Genomic DNA, 18220 nt, shown 5'->3' with positions numbered 1-18220 from the left:
ATTTTCAGAGTATTTATTGGTGATGGACAAAAGTAAAATAAATAACTGAACTCTCCAAAGGGATTGGAATTTTTGTCAAGAGATGGGGGGATAAAAAAAAGAGGGAGCCGAAACTCCCTCTTTTTACTTATCATTAGATTTGGATCTACAGAATGATTACTTTTTCATCTTAGGCATCATCTTACCCATTTTGCTGCTAGTCACCATTTTCATCATTTTGCGTGTCTGGTCGAACTGTTTCAATAGGCGATTCACTTCTTGGATAGTCGTTCCGCTACCTTTGGCGATACGCGTACGGCGTGAACCGTTCAGTATTTCCGGATTGGAACGTTCTGCCGGAGTCATGGAATAAATGATGGCTTCGATGCTCTTGAAAGCATTGTCGTCAATATCAATATCTTTGATTGCTTTTCCTACTCCCGGAATCATGGAAGCGAGGTCTTTCAGATTACCCATTTTCTTGATTTGTGCAATCTGGCTAAGGAAGTCGTTGAAGTCGAATTGGTTTTTGGCAATTTTCTTCTGTAAGCGTTTGGCTTCTTCTTCATCGTATTGTTCCTGTGCGCGTTCTACCAATGAAACGATGTCACCCATACCGAGAATACGGTCGGCCATACGGGCAGGGTGGAACTGATCGATTGCTTCCAGCTTTTCACCTGTACCTACGAATTTAATCGGTTTGTTCACTACCGAACGGATAGAAAGAGCCGCACCACCGCGGGTATCACCATCGAGTTTGGTCAGTACCACACCGTTGAAGTCCAGACGTTCATTGAATTCTTTAGCTGTGTTTACAGCGTCCTGACCGGTCATGGAGTCTACCACGAACAGAATTTCGTCCGGGTTGATTGCTTTTTTGATAGCGGCGATCTCGTTCATCATCTGCTCGTCTACTGCCAGACGTCCGGCTGTATCGACGATAACGAGGTCGTATCCTTTGGCTTTGGCTTCCTGAATGGCGTGTTGTGCGATTTCTACCGGATTCTTGCTGTCCAGTTCGCAGTACATCGGTACTTCAATCTGTTCTGCCAATACACGTAACTGTTCGATAGCTGCCGGACGGTAAACGTCACAAGCCACCAATAATGGCTTACGGTTCTTCTTGGTTTTCAGCATCCGTGCCAGTTTACCGGAGAAGGTGGTCTTACCCGAACCCTGCAAACCTGACATCAGGATAACTGCCGGACGGGCGTCGATGTTGATCTCGGCTGTCTCTCCACCCATCAATTGTGTAAGTTCATCATGCACGATTTTCACCATCAATTGGCTTGGCTTCACAGCCGTAAGAACGTTCTGGCCAAGCGCTTTTTCTTTCACTGTATCCGTGAAAATCTTTGCCACCTTGTAGTTTACGTCGGCGTCGAGAAGTGCTTTACGTACGTCTTTCAGCGTCTCCGCCACGTTGATTTCGGTGATTTTGCCTTCACCTTTCAGAATCTTGAATGACCGTTCTAGTCTTTCACTTAAATTATCGAACATAGTTATTTAATTACGAATTACTAATTACAATTTACTTGGCCGAAAGAGGGACTTTTCCGTCTACTCTTTATTTGAGCTTGCAAATGTACAAAAATCTCTTGTATTTATATCTTTTTATTCTGCCATTTTGCTTTTTTGAGATAAATATAACTTGTTATCAACAGCAAGCTATAATACACAATCTCAATCGTAAAGCAAATTTCGATCGGTGCTTTCAGCCACATTCCGATGAAAATGATGTATGATCCGTAGATGATAATTGTAATCGTTTCGAGCAACAGGGCTGCCTGTGTATTTCCTGTTCCGGAGATACCGTTAAACACCACGTTGGCTACGGATGCGATAAGCATGGCGCAACAAATTATATATACCGAGGATACGGATTCCGTAATGAGCGCAGCTTCACTAGTGTAAATGGAGAGCAGGAATTGCGGAAACAGTGCCGATACCGCTACTAACCCCAGCATGATGAAAAAGGAGAAACGCGCAATTTTATTAATGAGCGGCATCACGTGCTGGATGCCTCCTGCACCAATAGCATTGCTGACAAGACTGTTGGTAGTCGTAGCCAGTGCGTTGACCGGAATCAGCAATACGACATAAATACTCCGGACGATATTGGCAATCGCCAGTTCCCGTTGTCCCAACCGTTCTACGGCTACGAAGAAAACGAACCAGGTAGCCATCGACAGGAAATATTGCAGCATGGTGAAGCAGGAGATACTAAGAATCCGCATCAGCAATGCTGGGTCGAATGTGCGCAGGCGGTTCATACCGTATTTCTTTAAATCGACCGTGGCATACGTATAGATGACGAAAAAGAGAATGGAGGAGGCTTCTGCCAATACGGAAGCAATAGCAGCCCCTTTGATACCCATTTCCGGCAAACCGAACTTTCCGAAAATTAATACATAGTCCAGTACGACATTAGTTAATGCCATGACAATAGCATTGATGGTTAGCACTTTAGTGCGTGTAATGCCGATGTACAATGCCCGGAACATGACATTGATAAAAGAGAAAAAGAATCCGTAAATACGCCAGTTCAGAAACTCCATTGTTCCTTCGTAGATGGATTCTGAAGAAACTAGCAAACGCATGATGTTTCCACCGAATGCTTTGGTGAATCCGAATAGCAGCAGGGCCATGACGAACAGGAACATGATTCCTTGAATCATGACGGGACCGACATCCGAATAGCGTCCTTCGCCATTGCGTCGTGCGATGACTATCTGCGAACCGGTACTGAATCCGAATGCGATGGTGAATACGCATATATAGAATAACCCGCCCATAGCTGATGCTCCAAGGGCTACTTCACTCACGTGTCCGAGGAATGCTGTGTCGGTGACATTGATGACATTTTGTGCCAGCAAGCTTAGTAGTATCGGATAACTGACACTCCAAATCTGTTTGTTGGTGTACATAATTAAGTGTTTAAGTTTACACTTTGCAAAGATAGTGCTTTATTTCGATTCGGAAACGATGGGGTAGATGAAAACAATTTCCGGACCTCCGGGAGTTTTATCGTTGACGAGATAGTTTCCTCCGAAATGTTTTAGTAACAACAGGTTGATATCATGCCGGATGATGGTTTCCTGTGATACGAATGCATGGTCTGCCAAAGGTGAATTAGTGATCCGGAAACAAAGCATGTCTTCATTCTGGCTTAATGTGAACCGGATGATTCGTGCTTGCCGGTGTTCTTGTGGGTACACCAGTACGCTAATCAAGGCCTGTGTCAGTCGCATTATATCGGTATGAATTTGGGCGTCCGTTTCGCTGGAAAATTCAATCTGGATACCTGTTTCTTCGTTCCTCATCTGCGCCATGCTGCATGCTTCCTTGCATAGGGTAGTGGCATCATAGTCTTGCAACTGGAACTTCATCATCTGAGCTTCCAAACGGGATAAGTCGAGAACGTCATTGACAAGTCTCATTAACTTCTCCGAACTTTTGTGGATGATGTTTGAGTATTCTTGCCTTATTTCCTTGTCTATATTGGGTTCGCTGGCTATGAGTTGTGAGAAACCGACCACATTGTTGAGTGGGGTACGGATGTTATAGCTCATGTTGGACAGGAAGCGATTTTTTATTTCATTGGTCTTCCGCACGTTTTCTGTTGTTTTCCGGATTTCGTTTTCCGCGTATTTGAGTGCCTTCCGTACCATAAAGAGTCGTGCCATAAAGATAAAAAGCAGAATCAGGATAACAAATATAAAGATCAGATAGGTGAGCTGGATCCGGTTGTTTTCCCTTTTTTGATCCAGTTCTGTTTTTTCGATATTGTATTTGCTTTGTATCTGTGCCATCTGATTGTTTGAGAGTACAGTGGCTGTCGAGTCTTTGATGGCAAGTGCCTGCTCATACAGGGGGATGGCTTTTCCGCTTTGCCCTGCCTGTTTCCATATTCTGGCCTTTTCGAGTAGCTGTTCGGCATAGTCGCTTGTGAAGTCTTTCTTCAACATCGTCAGTGTCGTGTCGATATAATCCGATGCCTGTTGGTAGGCTCCAATTGCCTGGTAATATTTGGCAAATGTGTCGAAATAGAGTACTTTATACATGAAATAAGTATTCTCGTCCAGATATTCTTTAGATTTTACGAGATGTTCATAGGCTTGTTGCGGCTGATGGGTATTCAGGTAATAATAGCTGTAGAACAGTTCATTGAACAGGTATACATCGGCAAATCCCGCTTTTAAGGATGGGTTTGCACTGATGTGGTTATGAAGAGTGTTTTCCAGTTCCTGCAAATATTTGAGTAGTTTTTTATTATCCTTCTTTTCTTTGACAACGGATACTAACTGTGACAATACCGAGATACGGACCACCGGATTTTCTGTCGGAGTGAGTAGCTGGTAGGCAGCCTCCAGTGCTTCTATTCCTTTATCCCAGCGCTGGCTGCCGATATATGCATTACTCAAGCATTGATAGGCAGCCATACTACCCCGGTTACTATTCATTTGGGAGGCTTGCTGTTGCATCTTTTGAGATTCGTTGATAGCAAGTTCGTATTGTTCGTTGAATGTGTACAGGTCTATCTGGAAACGTTTGGCATCAAAGAAGTAATTCCATAAATCTGATTTCCGGGCATGAGGCTCCATTATGGTGAGCCATTTGGCTACACTGTCTTGATTATTACGATTGTAATAGTATAAAATATGGTAGTAAGCAGCCAGACCGGCATATTTGTCATTTCCCAGTTGCAATGCTTCTTTCATTAATGCATCTGAATATTGGATACATTGCTGGTTGTTTTGTTCTATTCTGATGATTTGATTGAGAACATTCAGCCGTGTCGTATCGTACGGTAATGTTTCCAACACCTTTATCAGGCTGTCGGATTCCAAAACAATCTCGGTGCTGGCTTTTCCGGTGAGGGTGCAGCATAATAGAAGGATCAGGAGCAGGACTTGTTTCATTCGGCTTCCTCCTTTCCTTGTTGCTCATGGTAAATGGGGTGTGTGAACAGGAAACGGGCTCCTTCCTCATAATTGGAGTCAATCCATATTTTGCCGCCCAGCTGCTCGATAATGAGTTGGCAGATAGACAGACCGAGTCCTGTCCCTTGAGCATTTTCATTCAGTTTCTCAAAACGGTTGAATATTTTATTCTGATTCTCCGGAGAGATACCGCAACCGGTGTCGGTCACGGAAAACAGTGCTATGTCTTCTGTCTGTTTTTCCAGTTCCATGGTGATGGAACCTTGCGGAGTAAATTTGGTTGCATTGATGAGAAGGTTGATTAATAATTGTTGTAACCTTGCATTGTCTGTCGTCAATTCTAATGAATGGAAAGAGGTCGAAAAACGGACGTTAGCATTCGTTTGTTTTATTTTCTCAACCATGTCGATAACGTTTCTGCATATTGCCACTGCATCACATCGCTCATATTTGAATTTCATCTTGCCTACTTCGAGACTGGACAAGTCGATTACGTCGTTAATCAGCTTGAGTAACAGTTCTGAATTTTGCTGAATAATATCGCTACACTGTTTCCGGGTCTCGTTGTCGATGGATTCTTCCGTCAGGATGGAGGAGAAGCCGGACAACGCATTGAGCGGCGTGCGAATTTCATGGCTCATGTTGGAAAGGAAAAGGCTCTTTGTCCGGATGGAATTTTCTTCTTGCTTTTTCACTTTTTCCAGTTCCTGCTGTGATTGGCGCAGTTTTTTATTTCCTCGTCTGACCAAAAGGATGAAAAATACAATCAGTATGACTATGAATAGGATGGTGAACCAGCTCCAGTAGAGGATTGTCTTCTGTCTGTTTAAGTTGTCCAGTTCATTTTTATCTATTTGGTAGAGGGTGTGCAATTCATTGATTTGGCGAATATAATTCATTGCGTCCAAAGAGTCTTTGTACGTATTGAATATTTCATAAGCTTCACATGCTTCCTTGCTGTTTCCCATTAGTGTAAGTATGTGTGCACGATCTTTCAGTACTTGCAGGGATCTGTATGAGTTGGCTGCTTTGGTATGCGAAAGTAATTCGTCAAGTGTGGTTAGTGCCTGCGTGTATTCTTTGGATTCAGTGTAGTAGCGTGAATACAGGTATTTAATCATTAAATGAAAATATGGGTACTGGTGTTGCCGGCTGATTTGTTCGGTTTGTCGTATATAGTTTAATGCTTCCGGAAGATGATGCATCTGGATGCGATAGAATGCCTGACAATAAACAAGGTGGAAATCGTCTTGGGGATTCGTATCCTTGTTGATAACAGATTCGAGTTCCCGGATATTGTCTTCTATATCTGTCATTTGGTGATAGTTGAGCTTCGTCAGGATAAATTGGGACAAGATCGTTTTGATATATTGGTTGGCATGAGGGAGTTTCTGGATGATTTCTAATGCTTCCTTATACGATTTGATGGCAACTTGTGGTGTTGACGAACTTAAATAGGTATTTCCAATGGCGTGTAATGCGAGTGCTATTCCCAAAGGATAGTCCATTTCTCTGGCTTTCTGGTACATCTGATTGGCCTGGTTGATGGCGAGACTGATGTTGCCTTCTGTGATTAAGGCTTGAACGGTCAGCAGATTTATCTGGAATAGGAGTGGGTATTGTTGTTCCTTTTGTAATTCCGGTTCTAAAAGTTTTTCCCAGGCAATGATGCTGTCGACAGGGGTGTCCGGACTAAATGGATGATTGTATTCAAGTAAAGGTTGTAATAAAGAAAGACGATCTGAATTTGTACGTGCAGCATATAAGGTGACCGATATTAATGCGGTTACGACTATTGCAATTATATGACGTCTGTGTTTTTTCACCTGATATAAGAATTGCTTGCTTGTAAGTTTATCTGCAAAAGAACTAAAAAGAGTGAAGATTACAAAGAAATCTTCACTCTTTTTTATAATTTATTTTCTTTTGAGTATCTCTCGTACCCCAGGGCCCTTGTGGTTGGGGTAGCCGGGAGTATGGTTTCTGCATCGTGGATCGGCATCTACTTTCAAACTCCGGTAATCGTCTTTGGTGCGGGCGATGTAATCATCAAGCATGGCACGGTGTTCGGCGAGGACTTTACTGTATTTAGGGTCTTTGGCGAGATTCTTGCGTTCTCCCGGATCCTTTTTCATATCATATAGCTCTTCTCCGTTACCTTCCAGATAGTGAGTGTACTTGTATTTCGGTCCGCGTACCATACGTCCGGGAGTAACGACATATTCATATTCGCTATGCCATTCGGAAACGACATAAGGGTGAGTTTTTTTCTGTTTCTCTCCTTTTAATATAGGTGCAAGGCTGATTCCCGGTTTTTCGGCCGGAACAGGAATTCCTGCCAAATCACAAAGGGTAGGCAGAAGATCCAGTGTAGGCTGTGTCAATACTTGGTCTATGGGCTTTTTCTGTTGTTTGATGCCGGGACCTGCAAAGATAAACGGTACGTTGGTCATTTCATCGTAGAAGCTGATGTGTTTGGTCACCATGCGGTGTGAAGCCATCCCATCACCATGGTCAGCCATGATAATAACGATTGTGTTTTTTCCGGCAGGAGTGGAGTAAAGTGCTTTCAATACGCTGTCTACTTGCTTGGAAACCATCTTGGTATAGTGTTGGAAAGCAGCAATGTAATGACGGTAATTCTCTTCATTCCAATGAGAGGCCTGGGTCATGCGGCGATGACTGCAGCAGATGTATTGTACAGGTTTAGGGATATTGCTCCAGTCTTCTACATTGAAATTGGCTGGTAGTTCCGGAAGGGTTCCGCTAATGGGGCGGTCGGTATGTACTCCTTCGTTCGCTCCTACAAATCCACAGATATTGTGAGGGTTCTGAAAATCTGCGATACAGATGAATGGTTCTTCCGGCGGATTACTTAGATAAGCAACAGCGTCTTCGCATGTTCCTACATCCAGGAAGCTGTCGTTATTGACCGGGAATTCCGGATCAGTGAATGGCTTGGCTACTGGTTCTTTATGCTTGAATCCTCTAAGTGAACCCATGTCATGCGTTTTTCCGAAGTGTACGGCTTCGTAACCGTTTTCAGAAAAAAGACTTCCTAATGTCGGTACATTTTCGGGAATACGTGGGTTGATAGGTTCGCTGGAGTTGGAACGTACATTGGTTTGATGAGGCATCATGCCACTCCATAAAGCAGCGCGTGAGGGTTGGCTGAGAGGGCAGCCTACATAAGCATTGGAGAAGATAACTCCTCGTGAAGCGACTTCGTCAATAGGGAGGGTGCAGCCTTGTGTTTGTCCGTAAGCTCCCACAACGCGTTGTGTCAGATGGTCGCACTGGATAATCAGGAAATTGGGCTTTTCTTGGGCCTGCGCTGTCACGCTGCACAGGGCTAATCCCATGAATGGATAAATAGTTTTCATTACTGGTTAGAATTAAGTAATATTTGATTTGGAAGCAAAAGTAGGAAAAAAGGAAACGTAAAAAAGGGCGAGGTAGTAGTTTTGGACGCAAATGAAAGTATTTTGTACAAAAATGAAAGGTGTGGCAAGCGGTTAGGGGTAACTATCGGTGATGGGAGTTGAATGATAAGTGATAAACGGCAGGTGATAAGTCATAAAATGGGTTACCGAAAAAGAAAACGGTGAATAAACTGCACTTGTTATGGCGCAGTTTGTTCACCGTTCATTTATAAGTTTGCTGTTGATTAGCTGTTCATGCTCATCAGGAATTCGTCGTTGTCTCTGGTTTTTTCCAGACGGTCTTTAACAAAGTCCATTGCTTCGATCGGATTCATGTCGGCAAGATATTTGCGTAATATCCACATGCGGTCAAGGGTTGTTTTATCAAGCAACAGGTCGTCGCGACGAGTGCTGGATGCGGTAATGTTGACTGCCGGGAAGATGCGTTTGTTGGACAGGTTGCGGTCGAGCTGCAACTCCATGTTACCTGTACCCTTGAATTCTTCGAAGATAACTTCGTCCATTTTAGAACCGGTATCAATCAATGCGGTAGCAATAATAGTCAGTGAACCACCGTTTTCAATATTACGGGCAGCACCGAAGAAGCGTTTAGGTTTATGAAGTGCATTTGCATCCACACCACCGGAAAGAACTTTACCGGATGCAGGAGATACTGTATTGTATGCACGAGCCAGACGAGTAATAGAATCAAGGAAGATAACTACGTCGTGACCACATTCTACCAGACGTTTTGCCTTTTCCAATACGATACCTGCAATTTTTACGTGGCGTTCTGCCGGTTCGTCGAAAGTAGAAGCAATTACTTCTGCATTAACGCTGCGCGCCATGTCTGTTACTTCTTCCGGGCGTTCGTCAATCAGCAGCATAATCATGTAAACTTCCGGGTGGTTGGCTGCGATAGCGTTTGCGATATCTTTCATTAAGATGGTCTTACCTGTCTTTGGCTGGGCAACGATCAAGGCACGTTGTCCTTTACCGATAGGAGCGAAAAGGTCAACAACGCGTGCAGACATGGAGTCTGAATAACCGCCTTTGCAAAGTTTGAACTTTTCATCCGGGAAGAGAGGTGTCAGATGTTCGAAAGGAACACGGTCGCGAACGAAGGCTGCGTCACGTCCGTTAATTTTCGACACTTTTACCAACGGGAAATATTTTTCTCCTTCTTTGGGTGGACGGATAACACCTTCCACTACATCACCGGTTTTCAAACCAAAGAGTTTGATTTGAGATTGTGATACATAAATGTCGTCAGGAGAAGAAAGGTAGTTGTAATCGGAAGAACGGAGGAATCCGTATCCATCCTGCATGATTTCCAGAACGCCTACTCCGTTGAGAATATCATCGAATTCGTAAGGCTTTTCGCGTTCAATAACCTTGCGTTCCTGCTGTTGTTGCTGTTGTGCCGGAAGATTCTCGTTCGCATGGTTTTGCTGAGTGGCACGTGGCATCGGTAAGCGTTGTTGGTTCTGATTCTGAACCTGATTTTGATTATTGTTATTACGCTGGAAATTATTATTGTTGTTATTAGCGTTATTGCTATTATTGTTCACATTGTTATTACCGTTGTTATTGTCGCGTGGACGGACAATGCGCGGGCGTTGCTGTTGTGCTTGCTGCTGTTGAGATTGTTGTTGCTGTTGAGGATGAGATGGCTGTTCAGGTGCTGTTTGCACAGGTTCTGTTTTAGTTGCCTCGAATTTGCCAAAGAGTTCGGTAGGAAGCTCTATTTTTTCAGAAGGCAGATCTTCGATTGGAATAAAATCATCATCGTCAACGCTGGATAAGATATTGCTTTCCTCGTCGATAACGGGTGCGGCTTTCTTTTGTGGTTTATCTATAACTTTTTTCTCTGCAACAGGCTTGTTTGGCCCTGCGGCTGGTTTATTTGTTTCTGCAGCCGGTTTGCTTTTTGCTTTCTTTTCAGCAATCGGCTGTTGTACAGGAGCAGCTTTTTCTTTTGTTTCAGTAGTTTTCTCTGCAACAACAGGCTTAGTTTCCACCACTTTGGGAGCAGCCGGTGTTACATTTTCTACTTCTTTTTTCTCTTCTGCGTCAGCGCTCTTGCGCGGACGTCCCACTTTACGCTTGGGAGCAGTAGTAGCGTTTTCTGCTTTAGCTTCTACAACAGGAGCTTCTTTTTCTTTGTTTGTACTTTCTTCTTTCTTGGAAGGTTGTGGTGCTTTTACAGGAGTGGCTTCTTTTGTTTTATTAACCTCTCCACTCTTTGGTGTGGAAACTACCTTGTCTTCTTTTTTGGTAGGAGCTACCCGTGAACGCTTTTTCTTTTGTTCTTCATTTTTGCGTTCTTCTTTGAGCTTATCTGCGGCAACTTTCTTAGTAGCTCCTACAATAGCCTGTTCATCGAGTATCTTATAAACAAGGTCTTCTTTTTTGTATGAGTCTGCTTTTTTTATGCCTAACTCTTTGGCAATAACTTGAAGTTCCGACAGATTTTTGTCGTTTAATTGGATAATGTTATACATATAGTATGGTAAGTTATTAATATTTCTTTTTTTGCTGAATTACGGACAGCATTACTACAGCTTATGGCTACAGATATGCAAGCATACGTTTTGTTTTTTATTCTGAATTAGGGATGTATATGTTGAATCGTAGAATGTTTCAACGGGGCAAAGATAATAATTTTTTTTGGTTTCATGAACAATCAAACATTTTTTTCCACGTAAAAGTGTATCTTTGCTACATAAAAGAAAATAGTATGACAGTAAATGAAGCTCATTTAATTTATTTTTCGCCTACACACACATCTAAACAAGTTGCGGAAGCGATTGTTCACGGTACGGGCATAAAAAATATCCTTCCTATTAATGTAACGCAGCAAATTGCAGATGAAATCGTGATTCCTGCATCTGCTTTGGCCATTATTGTAGTGCCTGTGTATGGAGGTCATGTCGCTCCTCTGGCAATGGAGCGTTTGCAGTACATCCGGGGAGTAGATACTCCGACCGTTTTGGTGGTGGTGTATGGAAACCGTGCTTATGAAAAAGCTTTAATGGAACTGGATGCTTTTGCTATTCCTCATGGATTGAAAGTGATTGCCGGGGCAACTTTTATTGGAGAACATTCATATAGTACTGATAAACATCCGATTGCGGTGGGACGTCCCGATGAGTCGGATTTAGCCTTTGCTACGGAATTTGGGAAGAAAATCATGGAAAAAATACAGGCTGCCGATAGCATGGATACCCTTTATCCGGTAGATGTACGTGCTATCAAACGTCCGAGTCAGCCATTTTTTCCTTTGTTTCGCTTTTTGAGGAAAGTTATCAAGTTGCGTAAAAGTGGAACACCGCTTCCCCGCACTCCTTGGGTGGAGGATGAGAATTTGTGCACCCATTGTGGATTGTGTGTGGTCCGTTGTCCGGCAGGGGCTATAACGAAAGGGGATGAACTGCATACAGATGAAGCTAAATGTATCAAGTGTTGTGCTTGTGTAAAAGCCTGCGTTAAGAAAGCACGGGTGTATGATACTCCTTTTGCGGCTTTGTTGTCAGATTGCTTCAAGAAACAGAAATTGCCTCAAACTATTTTGTAGATTACGACACGCTTAGTTGTTTCATCAATACGAAAGCGGTTGTCTGTTCGTTCGCCTATCAGCCACGCAATGTGTTCTCCACAGCAGAGTACCCACTGGCGTTCTTTTTGACTGATAGAAAATTTGCGGTCGGTCAGATAATCGCTTATTTTTTTCTTTCCTTTCATTCCGAAAGGAATAAAAGTGTCTCCTGTCTGCCATTTCCGGTAATGAATATCTCCATTCAGTTTGTCGGCATCAAAACAGGCTATTCCTTTGTCGCGTGGAATTAGGAAAGCAGGGGTGTATTCTTTTTCTTCTTTGATGATTTGAAAAGGAGGAAGAATTTCATTTCCCGATTCAATAGCTTCTATTAATAAGAATTCTCTATCTTTTATCACTCTCCATTTTTTACTGCAAAATTGTTTGCCCGGTTGGCTGTGAAGCGAAAAGGCAATATCTTTGATTTGTGCAGAATTGAAGCCTAGAGGATGCAAGATTTCGAATAGAATAGCTTCGGGTGCCGGTTCCTTTACTAAATCACTGATTCGGATACCTTCTGTCGTTACAATATTATTTTTGGTTTCCTCTATGCATTTATTATATATGGTAGCTACATCATTCAGATAATTGCTCGTGTCTATCAGATTCTTTTTGACTGACGGATTGATTTCCTGCATAAGAGGAAGGAGATTGAGCCGGATTTTGTTACGGGTATATTCGTCTTCCAGATTGGTGCTGTCTGTTACATAATCTTGTCCGATGCTCTCCAGATAATGAATGACATCTTCTCGATTGACGCAAAGCAGAGGCCGCACGATTGCTCCGTTGCGGGGGCGGATTCCTAATAAACCGGTAATTCCTGTACCTCGAATCAGATTGAGTAGTATGGTTTCTACGCTATCATCCTGATGATGTGCTACGGCGATCACATCTGCTTGGCATTCTTTTCTCGTTTTCTCGAACCAGTCATAGCGTAATTCCCGTGCAGCCATTTCAATCGAAATCTGTTTTTCCTTTGCGTATTGTGTCGTGTTAAAATCAATTGTATGCAAATGGATTCCGGTTCTTTTGCAAAGTTGGCGGACAAACAGTTCATCCCGGTCTGATTCTTCGCCTCGCAGGTGGAAATTACAGTGTGCGGCTTCGCAATGATAACCTGCTGTGTGCAGAATACATAGCAGTGCCACCGAGTCGGCACCGCCACTCAATGCAATCAGGACTTTGGCATCCAGTGAGAACAAATGTTCTTTTTCTATATATTTTGTAACGTGTTGTTGTATCATATCTGCAAAGATACGAGTTTATCAATAAGTTTTTTTATTTTTCCTAAATCTTTTGGAGGAGGAAAATGACTGCTATTTAAAAACATTCTAAATAATTTGCGTGCTCCGAAGTTATGAATTATCTTTGCCGAAAATTTTGAGAGTTATGCGTTTGTCCGAATTAAAAACAGGAGAAAAAGGTGTTATTGTAAAGGTATTGGGGCACGGTGGTTTTCGTAAACGTATTGTGGAGATGGGCTTCATTAAAGGTAAAACGGTTGAAGTGCTGTTGAACGCTCCCCTAAAAGATCCCATAAAATATAAAGTCTTAGGTTATGAAATATCTCTTCGTCGTCAGGAAGCTGAAATGATCGAAGTAATCAGCGAGGAGGAGGCAAAAGAACTGGCTGAAAAGACTGTTTATCATGAAGGATTACCCGAAGACCTTTCAGTAAAAGAAGAAGATATGAAACGGTTGGCGTTAGGTAAACGTCGCACCATCAATGTTGCCTTGGTTGGAAATCCGAACAGTGGCAAGACTTCTTTGTTTAATCTTGCGTCCGGTGCTCATGAACATGTAGGAAATTACAGCGGTGTGACCGTGGATGCCAAAGAAGGTTATTTTGACTTCGAAGGCTATCATTTCCGTATTGTCGATCTACCGGGAACTTATTCTTTATCTGCTTATACGCCGGAAGAAATCTATGTTCGCCGTCATATTATCGATGAAACTCCTGACGTGATTATTAATGTCGTCGATTCTTCTAATCTGGAGCGAAACTTATATCTGACTACTCAATTGATAGACATGAATGTCCGCATGGTAGTGGCTCTGAATATCTATGATGAACTGGAAGCCAGTGGAAATACATTGGATTACCATTTGTTGAGCAAGTTGTTCGGGGTGCCGATGCTGCCTACTGCCAGTAAGAAAAATCGTGGATTGGATACGTTGTTTCATGTAGTTATCAATCTGTATGAAGGAGTAGACTTCTTCGATAAACAGGGAAACATGAATCCGGAAGTCCTCAAAGACTTGACTGAATGGCATGACTCTTTGGAAGACCGTAAGAACCATGAGGAAGAGCATCTGGAAGATTATGTGCGTGAACATAAAAAGACGGGGCGTGTCTTCCGGCATATTCATATAAACCACGGTCCTGATATAGAAAAAGCGATTGAGGCTGTAAAAAGTGAAGTGTCCAAGAACGAGTTTATCCGGCATAAATATTCTACCCGTTTCCTCTCCATTAAATTGTTGGAGAATGATCCTGACATTGAGCGTATTGTACGCACATTGCCGAATGCGGATGAAATTTTCCATGTCCGCGACAAGATGTCGAAGCGTGTTCAGGAGACAATGAATGAGGATTGTGAATCGGCTATTACTGATGCTAAATATGGATTTATCAGTGGTGCGTTGAAAGAAACGTTCACGGATAATCATCTGGAACAGGCGCAGACAACAAAGGTGCTGGATTCGATTGTAACTCATCGTGTCTGGGGATTCCCTATTTTCTTTCTTTTTATGTATCTGATGTTTGAAGGTACATTTGTCATTGGCGAATATCCGATGATGGGGATTGAATGGATGGTAGAGCAGCTTGGTGAATTGTTGCGCAATAATATGTCGGAAGGTCCATTTAAAGATCTGCTGATTGATGGAATTATCGGTGGGGTAGGAGCTGTGATTGTTTTCTTACCGAATATTTTGATTCTGTATTTCTGTATTTCTATCATGGAGGATTCTGGTTATATGGCTCGTGCGGCTTTTATCATGGATAAGATCATGCATAAAATGGGGTTGCACGGAAAGTCGTTTATTCCTCTGATTATGGGATTCGGATGTAATGTGCCTGCGATTATAGCGTCCCGTACTATTGAGAACCGGAAGAGTCGTCTCATTACCATGTTGGTGAATCCATTGATGTCTTGCAGTGCGCGTCTGCCGATTTATTTATTGTTGGTGGGTGCTTTCTTCCCGAACAATGCAAGTTTGGTGCTGTTAAGTATCTATGTGATTGGTATTGTGCTGGCCGTGGTAATGGCTCGCTTGTTTAGCAAGTTTCTGATAAAGGGTGATGATACGCCGTTTGTGATGGAGCTTCCTCCTTACCGAATGCCGACAGCGAAGTCTATCTTCCGGCATACATGGGAAAAGGGAGCGCAGTATCTGAAAAAGATGGGCGGAATTATTATGATTGCTTCTATTATTATCTGGTTTTTGGGATATTATCCGAATCATGATGCTTATGAAACGGTTGCCGAGCAGCAGGAGAATTCTTATATCGGTCAGTTGGGGCGTGGAATAGAGCCGGTAATAAAGCCATTGGGATTTGATTGGAAATTAGGTATTGGCTTGCTTTCCGGTGTAGGGGCGAAAGAATTGGTGGTAAGTACGTTAGGCGTTTTGTATGCAGATGATCCGGATGCTGACTCGGTGAGTTTGGCAGAACGTATTCCGATTACTCCATTGGTCGCTTTCTGTTATATGCTGTTTGTATTGATTTACTTCCCGTGTATTGCGGCGTTGGCGGCTATCAAACAGGAATCGGGTAGTTGGAAATGGGCGCTTTTTGCTGCCTGTTATACAACGGCATTAGCTTGGCTTGTATCATTTACTGTTTATCAGATTGGAGGATTGTTTGTATGAATAATTGGCAAGAGTGGGTAGTCGGAGTACTCGTTGTGCTCTGCATTGCCCGTGTTGTATATGGAATATTTCTTTTTTTTCGTCGTACGCGGGAAAATCAGAATCCTTGTGACAGCTGCGTAAGTGGCTGTGAACTAAAGGATATGATGGAGAAGAAACGCAGAGAGTGTGATGTAAAGAAAAAAAGTACAAAGAAAAATTGCTGCGGATAGTTGGTAGTTTCAAAATTTGTACTACCTTTGCAACCGCAAACGAGAAATAATGGTTCCTTGGATGAGTGGCTTAGTCAGCGGTCTGCAAAACCGTGTACGGCGGTTCGAATCCGCCAGGAACCTCACGAAGCCCTTTCAGATAATTTCTGGAAGGGTTTTTCTTTGCTCTTAGCTGAAAATGGTACTACATTGGTACTACAAAATTAGGGTAGGAGAAGTGTGATTCTTCTTCTCACACATGTGCAATGCCCCCAGAAAATCTTTGTAGTGTATCAGTTCCAAATAACCGTTATTGGGAGTTATAAAACATGAGTATTATCAAAAATCACATTTTACCCTTACCGTAATCTTACCGTGATTCTTTATTTATCCTTAGGGTATATTGCCGGAAATGGTGGCATTTAAAACGACTTGCCAAAGGTAACCATAATGTTAATCCTTGAATACTTTTCAATAATTTGCAAGAAATGTAAACCCGGCAACCGTATTGTTACCGGGGTGGCTTTGTTGATGGCGTCAACTAATGTGCCGGAACCGAAGTCCCCTGACTTAAATGTTATCACGATATATTAGTATTATATTTTCTGTTATATTCCTGTGTGAGTTTCCGGCTATATCTTTCATGTTTTCGGGCTTTCTTCTCTATTCTCTTACATTCCTTTTCTTTCTTTGCTACCTTCTTCATGATAATGGCTCGATGTTTATTCCATGCCTCATTATTGCCTTCTAATTCAATCAGCCGAGCTGCCACATATTGGATCGTGGAATAATAAGTATCAATCATTTGCTTTGTACTTATTGCTGGAGTATCTATCATTAACTCTCTTTGGTCTATTGATAAATTACTAAGCTGGTGTATTCTCATTTGCTCTTTGATGAACTCTTGTAATTCTACATTTTTCTCTGTGATTAAATCTTGTAAATCAATTGTTGCCATTGTTATTAAAGTTATATTTATATTGATTTTGTATATTAAATTAATCTCCGCAATATTGTGAACTCATGTAACCTCTACTGTTCCGGTTGTATATCTCACCGATGAAGTTATAGCGCACTACCTCTGCTGGCTTGCTACTTTTTAATGCCTCCTGCCGTTTCTCTTCTTCCGCCTTGCGTTTTGCATCCGCTTCTTGTCTGGCTACGTCCAGTTTGGCAAGTCTCCAAGTTGATTTCAGTACCTCACCGAAGGTTTTACCTTGTTTCTTACCTACATATTTATAAGTTCTATGTGCGGTTCGCATTATTTCTGATAAGTTGTAGCGTTTCATATTCTTTATAACTTTTATTGTTATTATCATAGTGCAAATATAACTCTTAATATCATAACTACAATTGTCTAAATGAAAAATAATGATGCTTTAAACTATATTTAACTATGAGATATAACTTTTGAGTTATTTATTCCTATATTTGCACATAAATTGAATTATAACTTAAAATGTCATTATCATGAGAATAAAAGAAGTATGTAAAGAAAAAGGCATCACAGTGAGCCAGCTTGCGGAAAAGATGGGTATTAAGCAAGAAAGTTTAAGCCGGGCTATCAATGGAAATCCAACGCTTGAAACACTGGAAAGGATTGCCAATGCTTTAGAGGTTGATATTACAGAACTGTTTGCACCTTCTTCTTCCGGTGGTATTATTGGAGTGATCCGCATAAGAGATACCAATTACAATATAAATAGCGTATCGGACTTGTCCCGGTTGCTGGATAGAATAGAAAGCGGAGAAATCGTTTTATAATATCAAAGTAGAATAGTCATGAATGAAGATTTAAAACTGTTGTTAGATAAAGCCGATACACTCAAAGGAGAGTTATCCGCTTTACGTCCATTACCGGAAGATGCGCTGCAAAAGATACAGGATGCCTTGGATATAGAATACACCTACGAAAGTAACCGGATCGAAGGCAATACCCTTACATTACAGGAAACCGCATTAGTAGTAAATGAAGGAGTTACCATATCCGGCAAATCTATGCGTGAACATTTGGAAGCTATCAATCATAGCGAAGCTATTGATTATATCAAAGATATAGCGAAGAAGGATATAGAGATAAGCGAACGTACTATCAAAGAAATACACGCTCTTATCTTGCATGGAATAGACCGTGAAAATGCCGGGAAATATCGTACCGTTCCCGTTATGATTTCCGGTAGTACCCACATGCCGCCACAACCTTATTTAATA

At 42.1% G+C, this 18220-nt stretch carries 14 protein-coding genes and 1 tRNA gene; 6 read left to right on the top strand and 9 right to left on the bottom strand.

The window, feature by feature from the left end; all coding sequences use genetic code 11:
• Positions 1–156: 156 nt before the first annotated feature.
• From ffh to rho, 6 genes are all read right to left on the bottom strand, one after another.
• On the bottom strand, positions 157–1479 hold the full coding sequence (gene ffh / locus BSCG_RS25165; protein WP_004311377.1) for a signal recognition particle protein: 1323 nt from the start codon (positions 1477–1479) through the stop codon (positions 157–159).
• Between the two features lie 104 nt (positions 1480–1583).
• On the bottom strand, positions 1584–2906 hold the full coding sequence (locus BSCG_RS25170; RefSeq protein WP_004311376.1) for an MATE family efflux transporter: 1323 nt from the start codon (positions 2904–2906) through the stop codon (positions 1584–1586).
• A 39-nt stretch (positions 2907–2945) separates the two neighbouring features.
• Complete coding sequence (locus tag BSCG_RS25175; protein ID WP_008774746.1) at positions 2946–4901, bottom strand: sensor histidine kinase; 1956 nt, start codon at positions 4899–4901, stop codon at positions 2946–2948.
• Positions 4898–6748 carry a sensor histidine kinase gene (locus BSCG_RS25180; protein ID WP_032849271.1) on the bottom strand — a complete coding sequence of 617 codons (1851 nt, stop codon included), beginning with the start codon at positions 6746–6748 and terminating at the stop codon, positions 4898–4900. The genes BSCG_RS25175 and BSCG_RS25180 overlap by 4 nt, the downstream gene beginning before the upstream one ends.
• A gap of 90 nt (positions 6749–6838) precedes the next feature.
• Positions 6839–8305: a sulfatase gene (locus BSCG_RS25185; protein ID WP_008774744.1), complete on the bottom strand. Its 1467-nt coding sequence runs from the start codon at positions 8303–8305 to the stop codon at positions 6839–6841.
• A 284-nt stretch (positions 8306–8589) separates the two neighbouring features.
• Positions 8590–10848, bottom strand: a complete 2259-nt coding sequence (gene rho, locus BSCG_RS25190) for a transcription termination factor Rho (RefSeq protein WP_008774743.1) — start codon at positions 10846–10848, stop codon at positions 8590–8592.
• 236 nt (positions 10849–11084) lie between these two features.
• Between rho and BSCG_RS25195 the strand changes: the two genes are divergently transcribed.
• Positions 11085–11921 (top strand): 4Fe-4S binding protein, encoded by an 837-nt coding sequence (locus BSCG_RS25195; protein WP_004312931.1) that lies wholly within the window; start codon positions 11085–11087, stop codon positions 11919–11921.
• Here BSCG_RS25195 and tilS read toward each other — a convergent pair.
• A complete protein-coding gene (gene tilS, locus BSCG_RS25200) occupies positions 11906–13186 on the bottom strand; it encodes a tRNA lysidine(34) synthetase TilS (RefSeq protein ID WP_008774742.1) in 1281 nt (426 codons plus the stop codon). The genes BSCG_RS25195 and tilS overlap by 16 nt on opposite strands.
• Positions 13187–13331: 145 nt before the next feature.
• Here tilS and feoB point away from each other — a divergent pair, with 145 nt between their 5' ends.
• From feoB to BSCG_RS25215, 3 genes are all read left to right on the top strand, one after another.
• Positions 13332–15818 carry a ferrous iron transport protein B gene (gene feoB, locus BSCG_RS25205; RefSeq protein WP_008774741.1) on the top strand — a complete coding sequence of 829 codons (2487 nt, stop codon included), beginning with the start codon at positions 13332–13334 and terminating at the stop codon, positions 15816–15818.
• Positions 15815–16030: a hypothetical protein gene (locus BSCG_RS25210; protein WP_004312937.1), complete on the top strand. Its 216-nt coding sequence runs from the start codon at positions 15815–15817 to the stop codon at positions 16028–16030. Before feoB ends, BSCG_RS25210 begins: the two co-directional genes overlap by 4 nt.
• 51 nt (positions 16031–16081) lie before the next feature.
• A tRNA-Cys gene (locus BSCG_RS25215) sits at positions 16082–16153 on the top strand.
• Between the two features lie 436 nt (positions 16154–16589).
• On the opposite strand, the gene BSCG_RS25220 is transcribed toward BSCG_RS25215, so the two are convergent.
• Positions 16590–16967, bottom strand: coding sequence for a hypothetical protein (locus BSCG_RS25220; protein WP_008774739.1), 378 nt, complete (start codon positions 16965–16967; stop codon positions 16590–16592).
• A gap of 40 nt (positions 16968–17007) precedes the next feature.
• A complete protein-coding gene (locus tag BSCG_RS0127165; protein ID WP_050428032.1) occupies positions 17008–17298 on the bottom strand; it encodes a hypothetical protein in 291 nt (96 codons plus the stop codon).
• Positions 17299–17479: 181 nt separating this feature from the next.
• On the opposite strand from BSCG_RS0127165, the gene BSCG_RS25225 reads away from it, so the two are divergent.
• Both BSCG_RS25225 and BSCG_RS0127160 read left to right on the top strand, forming a co-directional pair.
• Positions 17480–17773, top strand: a complete 294-nt coding sequence (locus BSCG_RS25225; RefSeq protein WP_008774737.1) for a helix-turn-helix domain-containing protein — start codon at positions 17480–17482, stop codon at positions 17771–17773.
• An 18-nt stretch (positions 17774–17791) separates the two neighbouring features.
• Positions 17792–18220: Fic family protein (locus tag BSCG_RS0127160; protein WP_032849270.1), on the top strand; the 429-nt coding region annotated here is incomplete at its 3' end.

It is taken from the genome of Bacteroides sp. 2_2_4 (genome assembly GCF_000157055.1).
GTDB classification, from domain to species: Bacteria; Bacteroidota; Bacteroidia; order Bacteroidales; family Bacteroidaceae; genus Bacteroides; species Bacteroides ovatus.
This window is presented reverse-complemented; position numbering and strand designations above follow the sequence as displayed.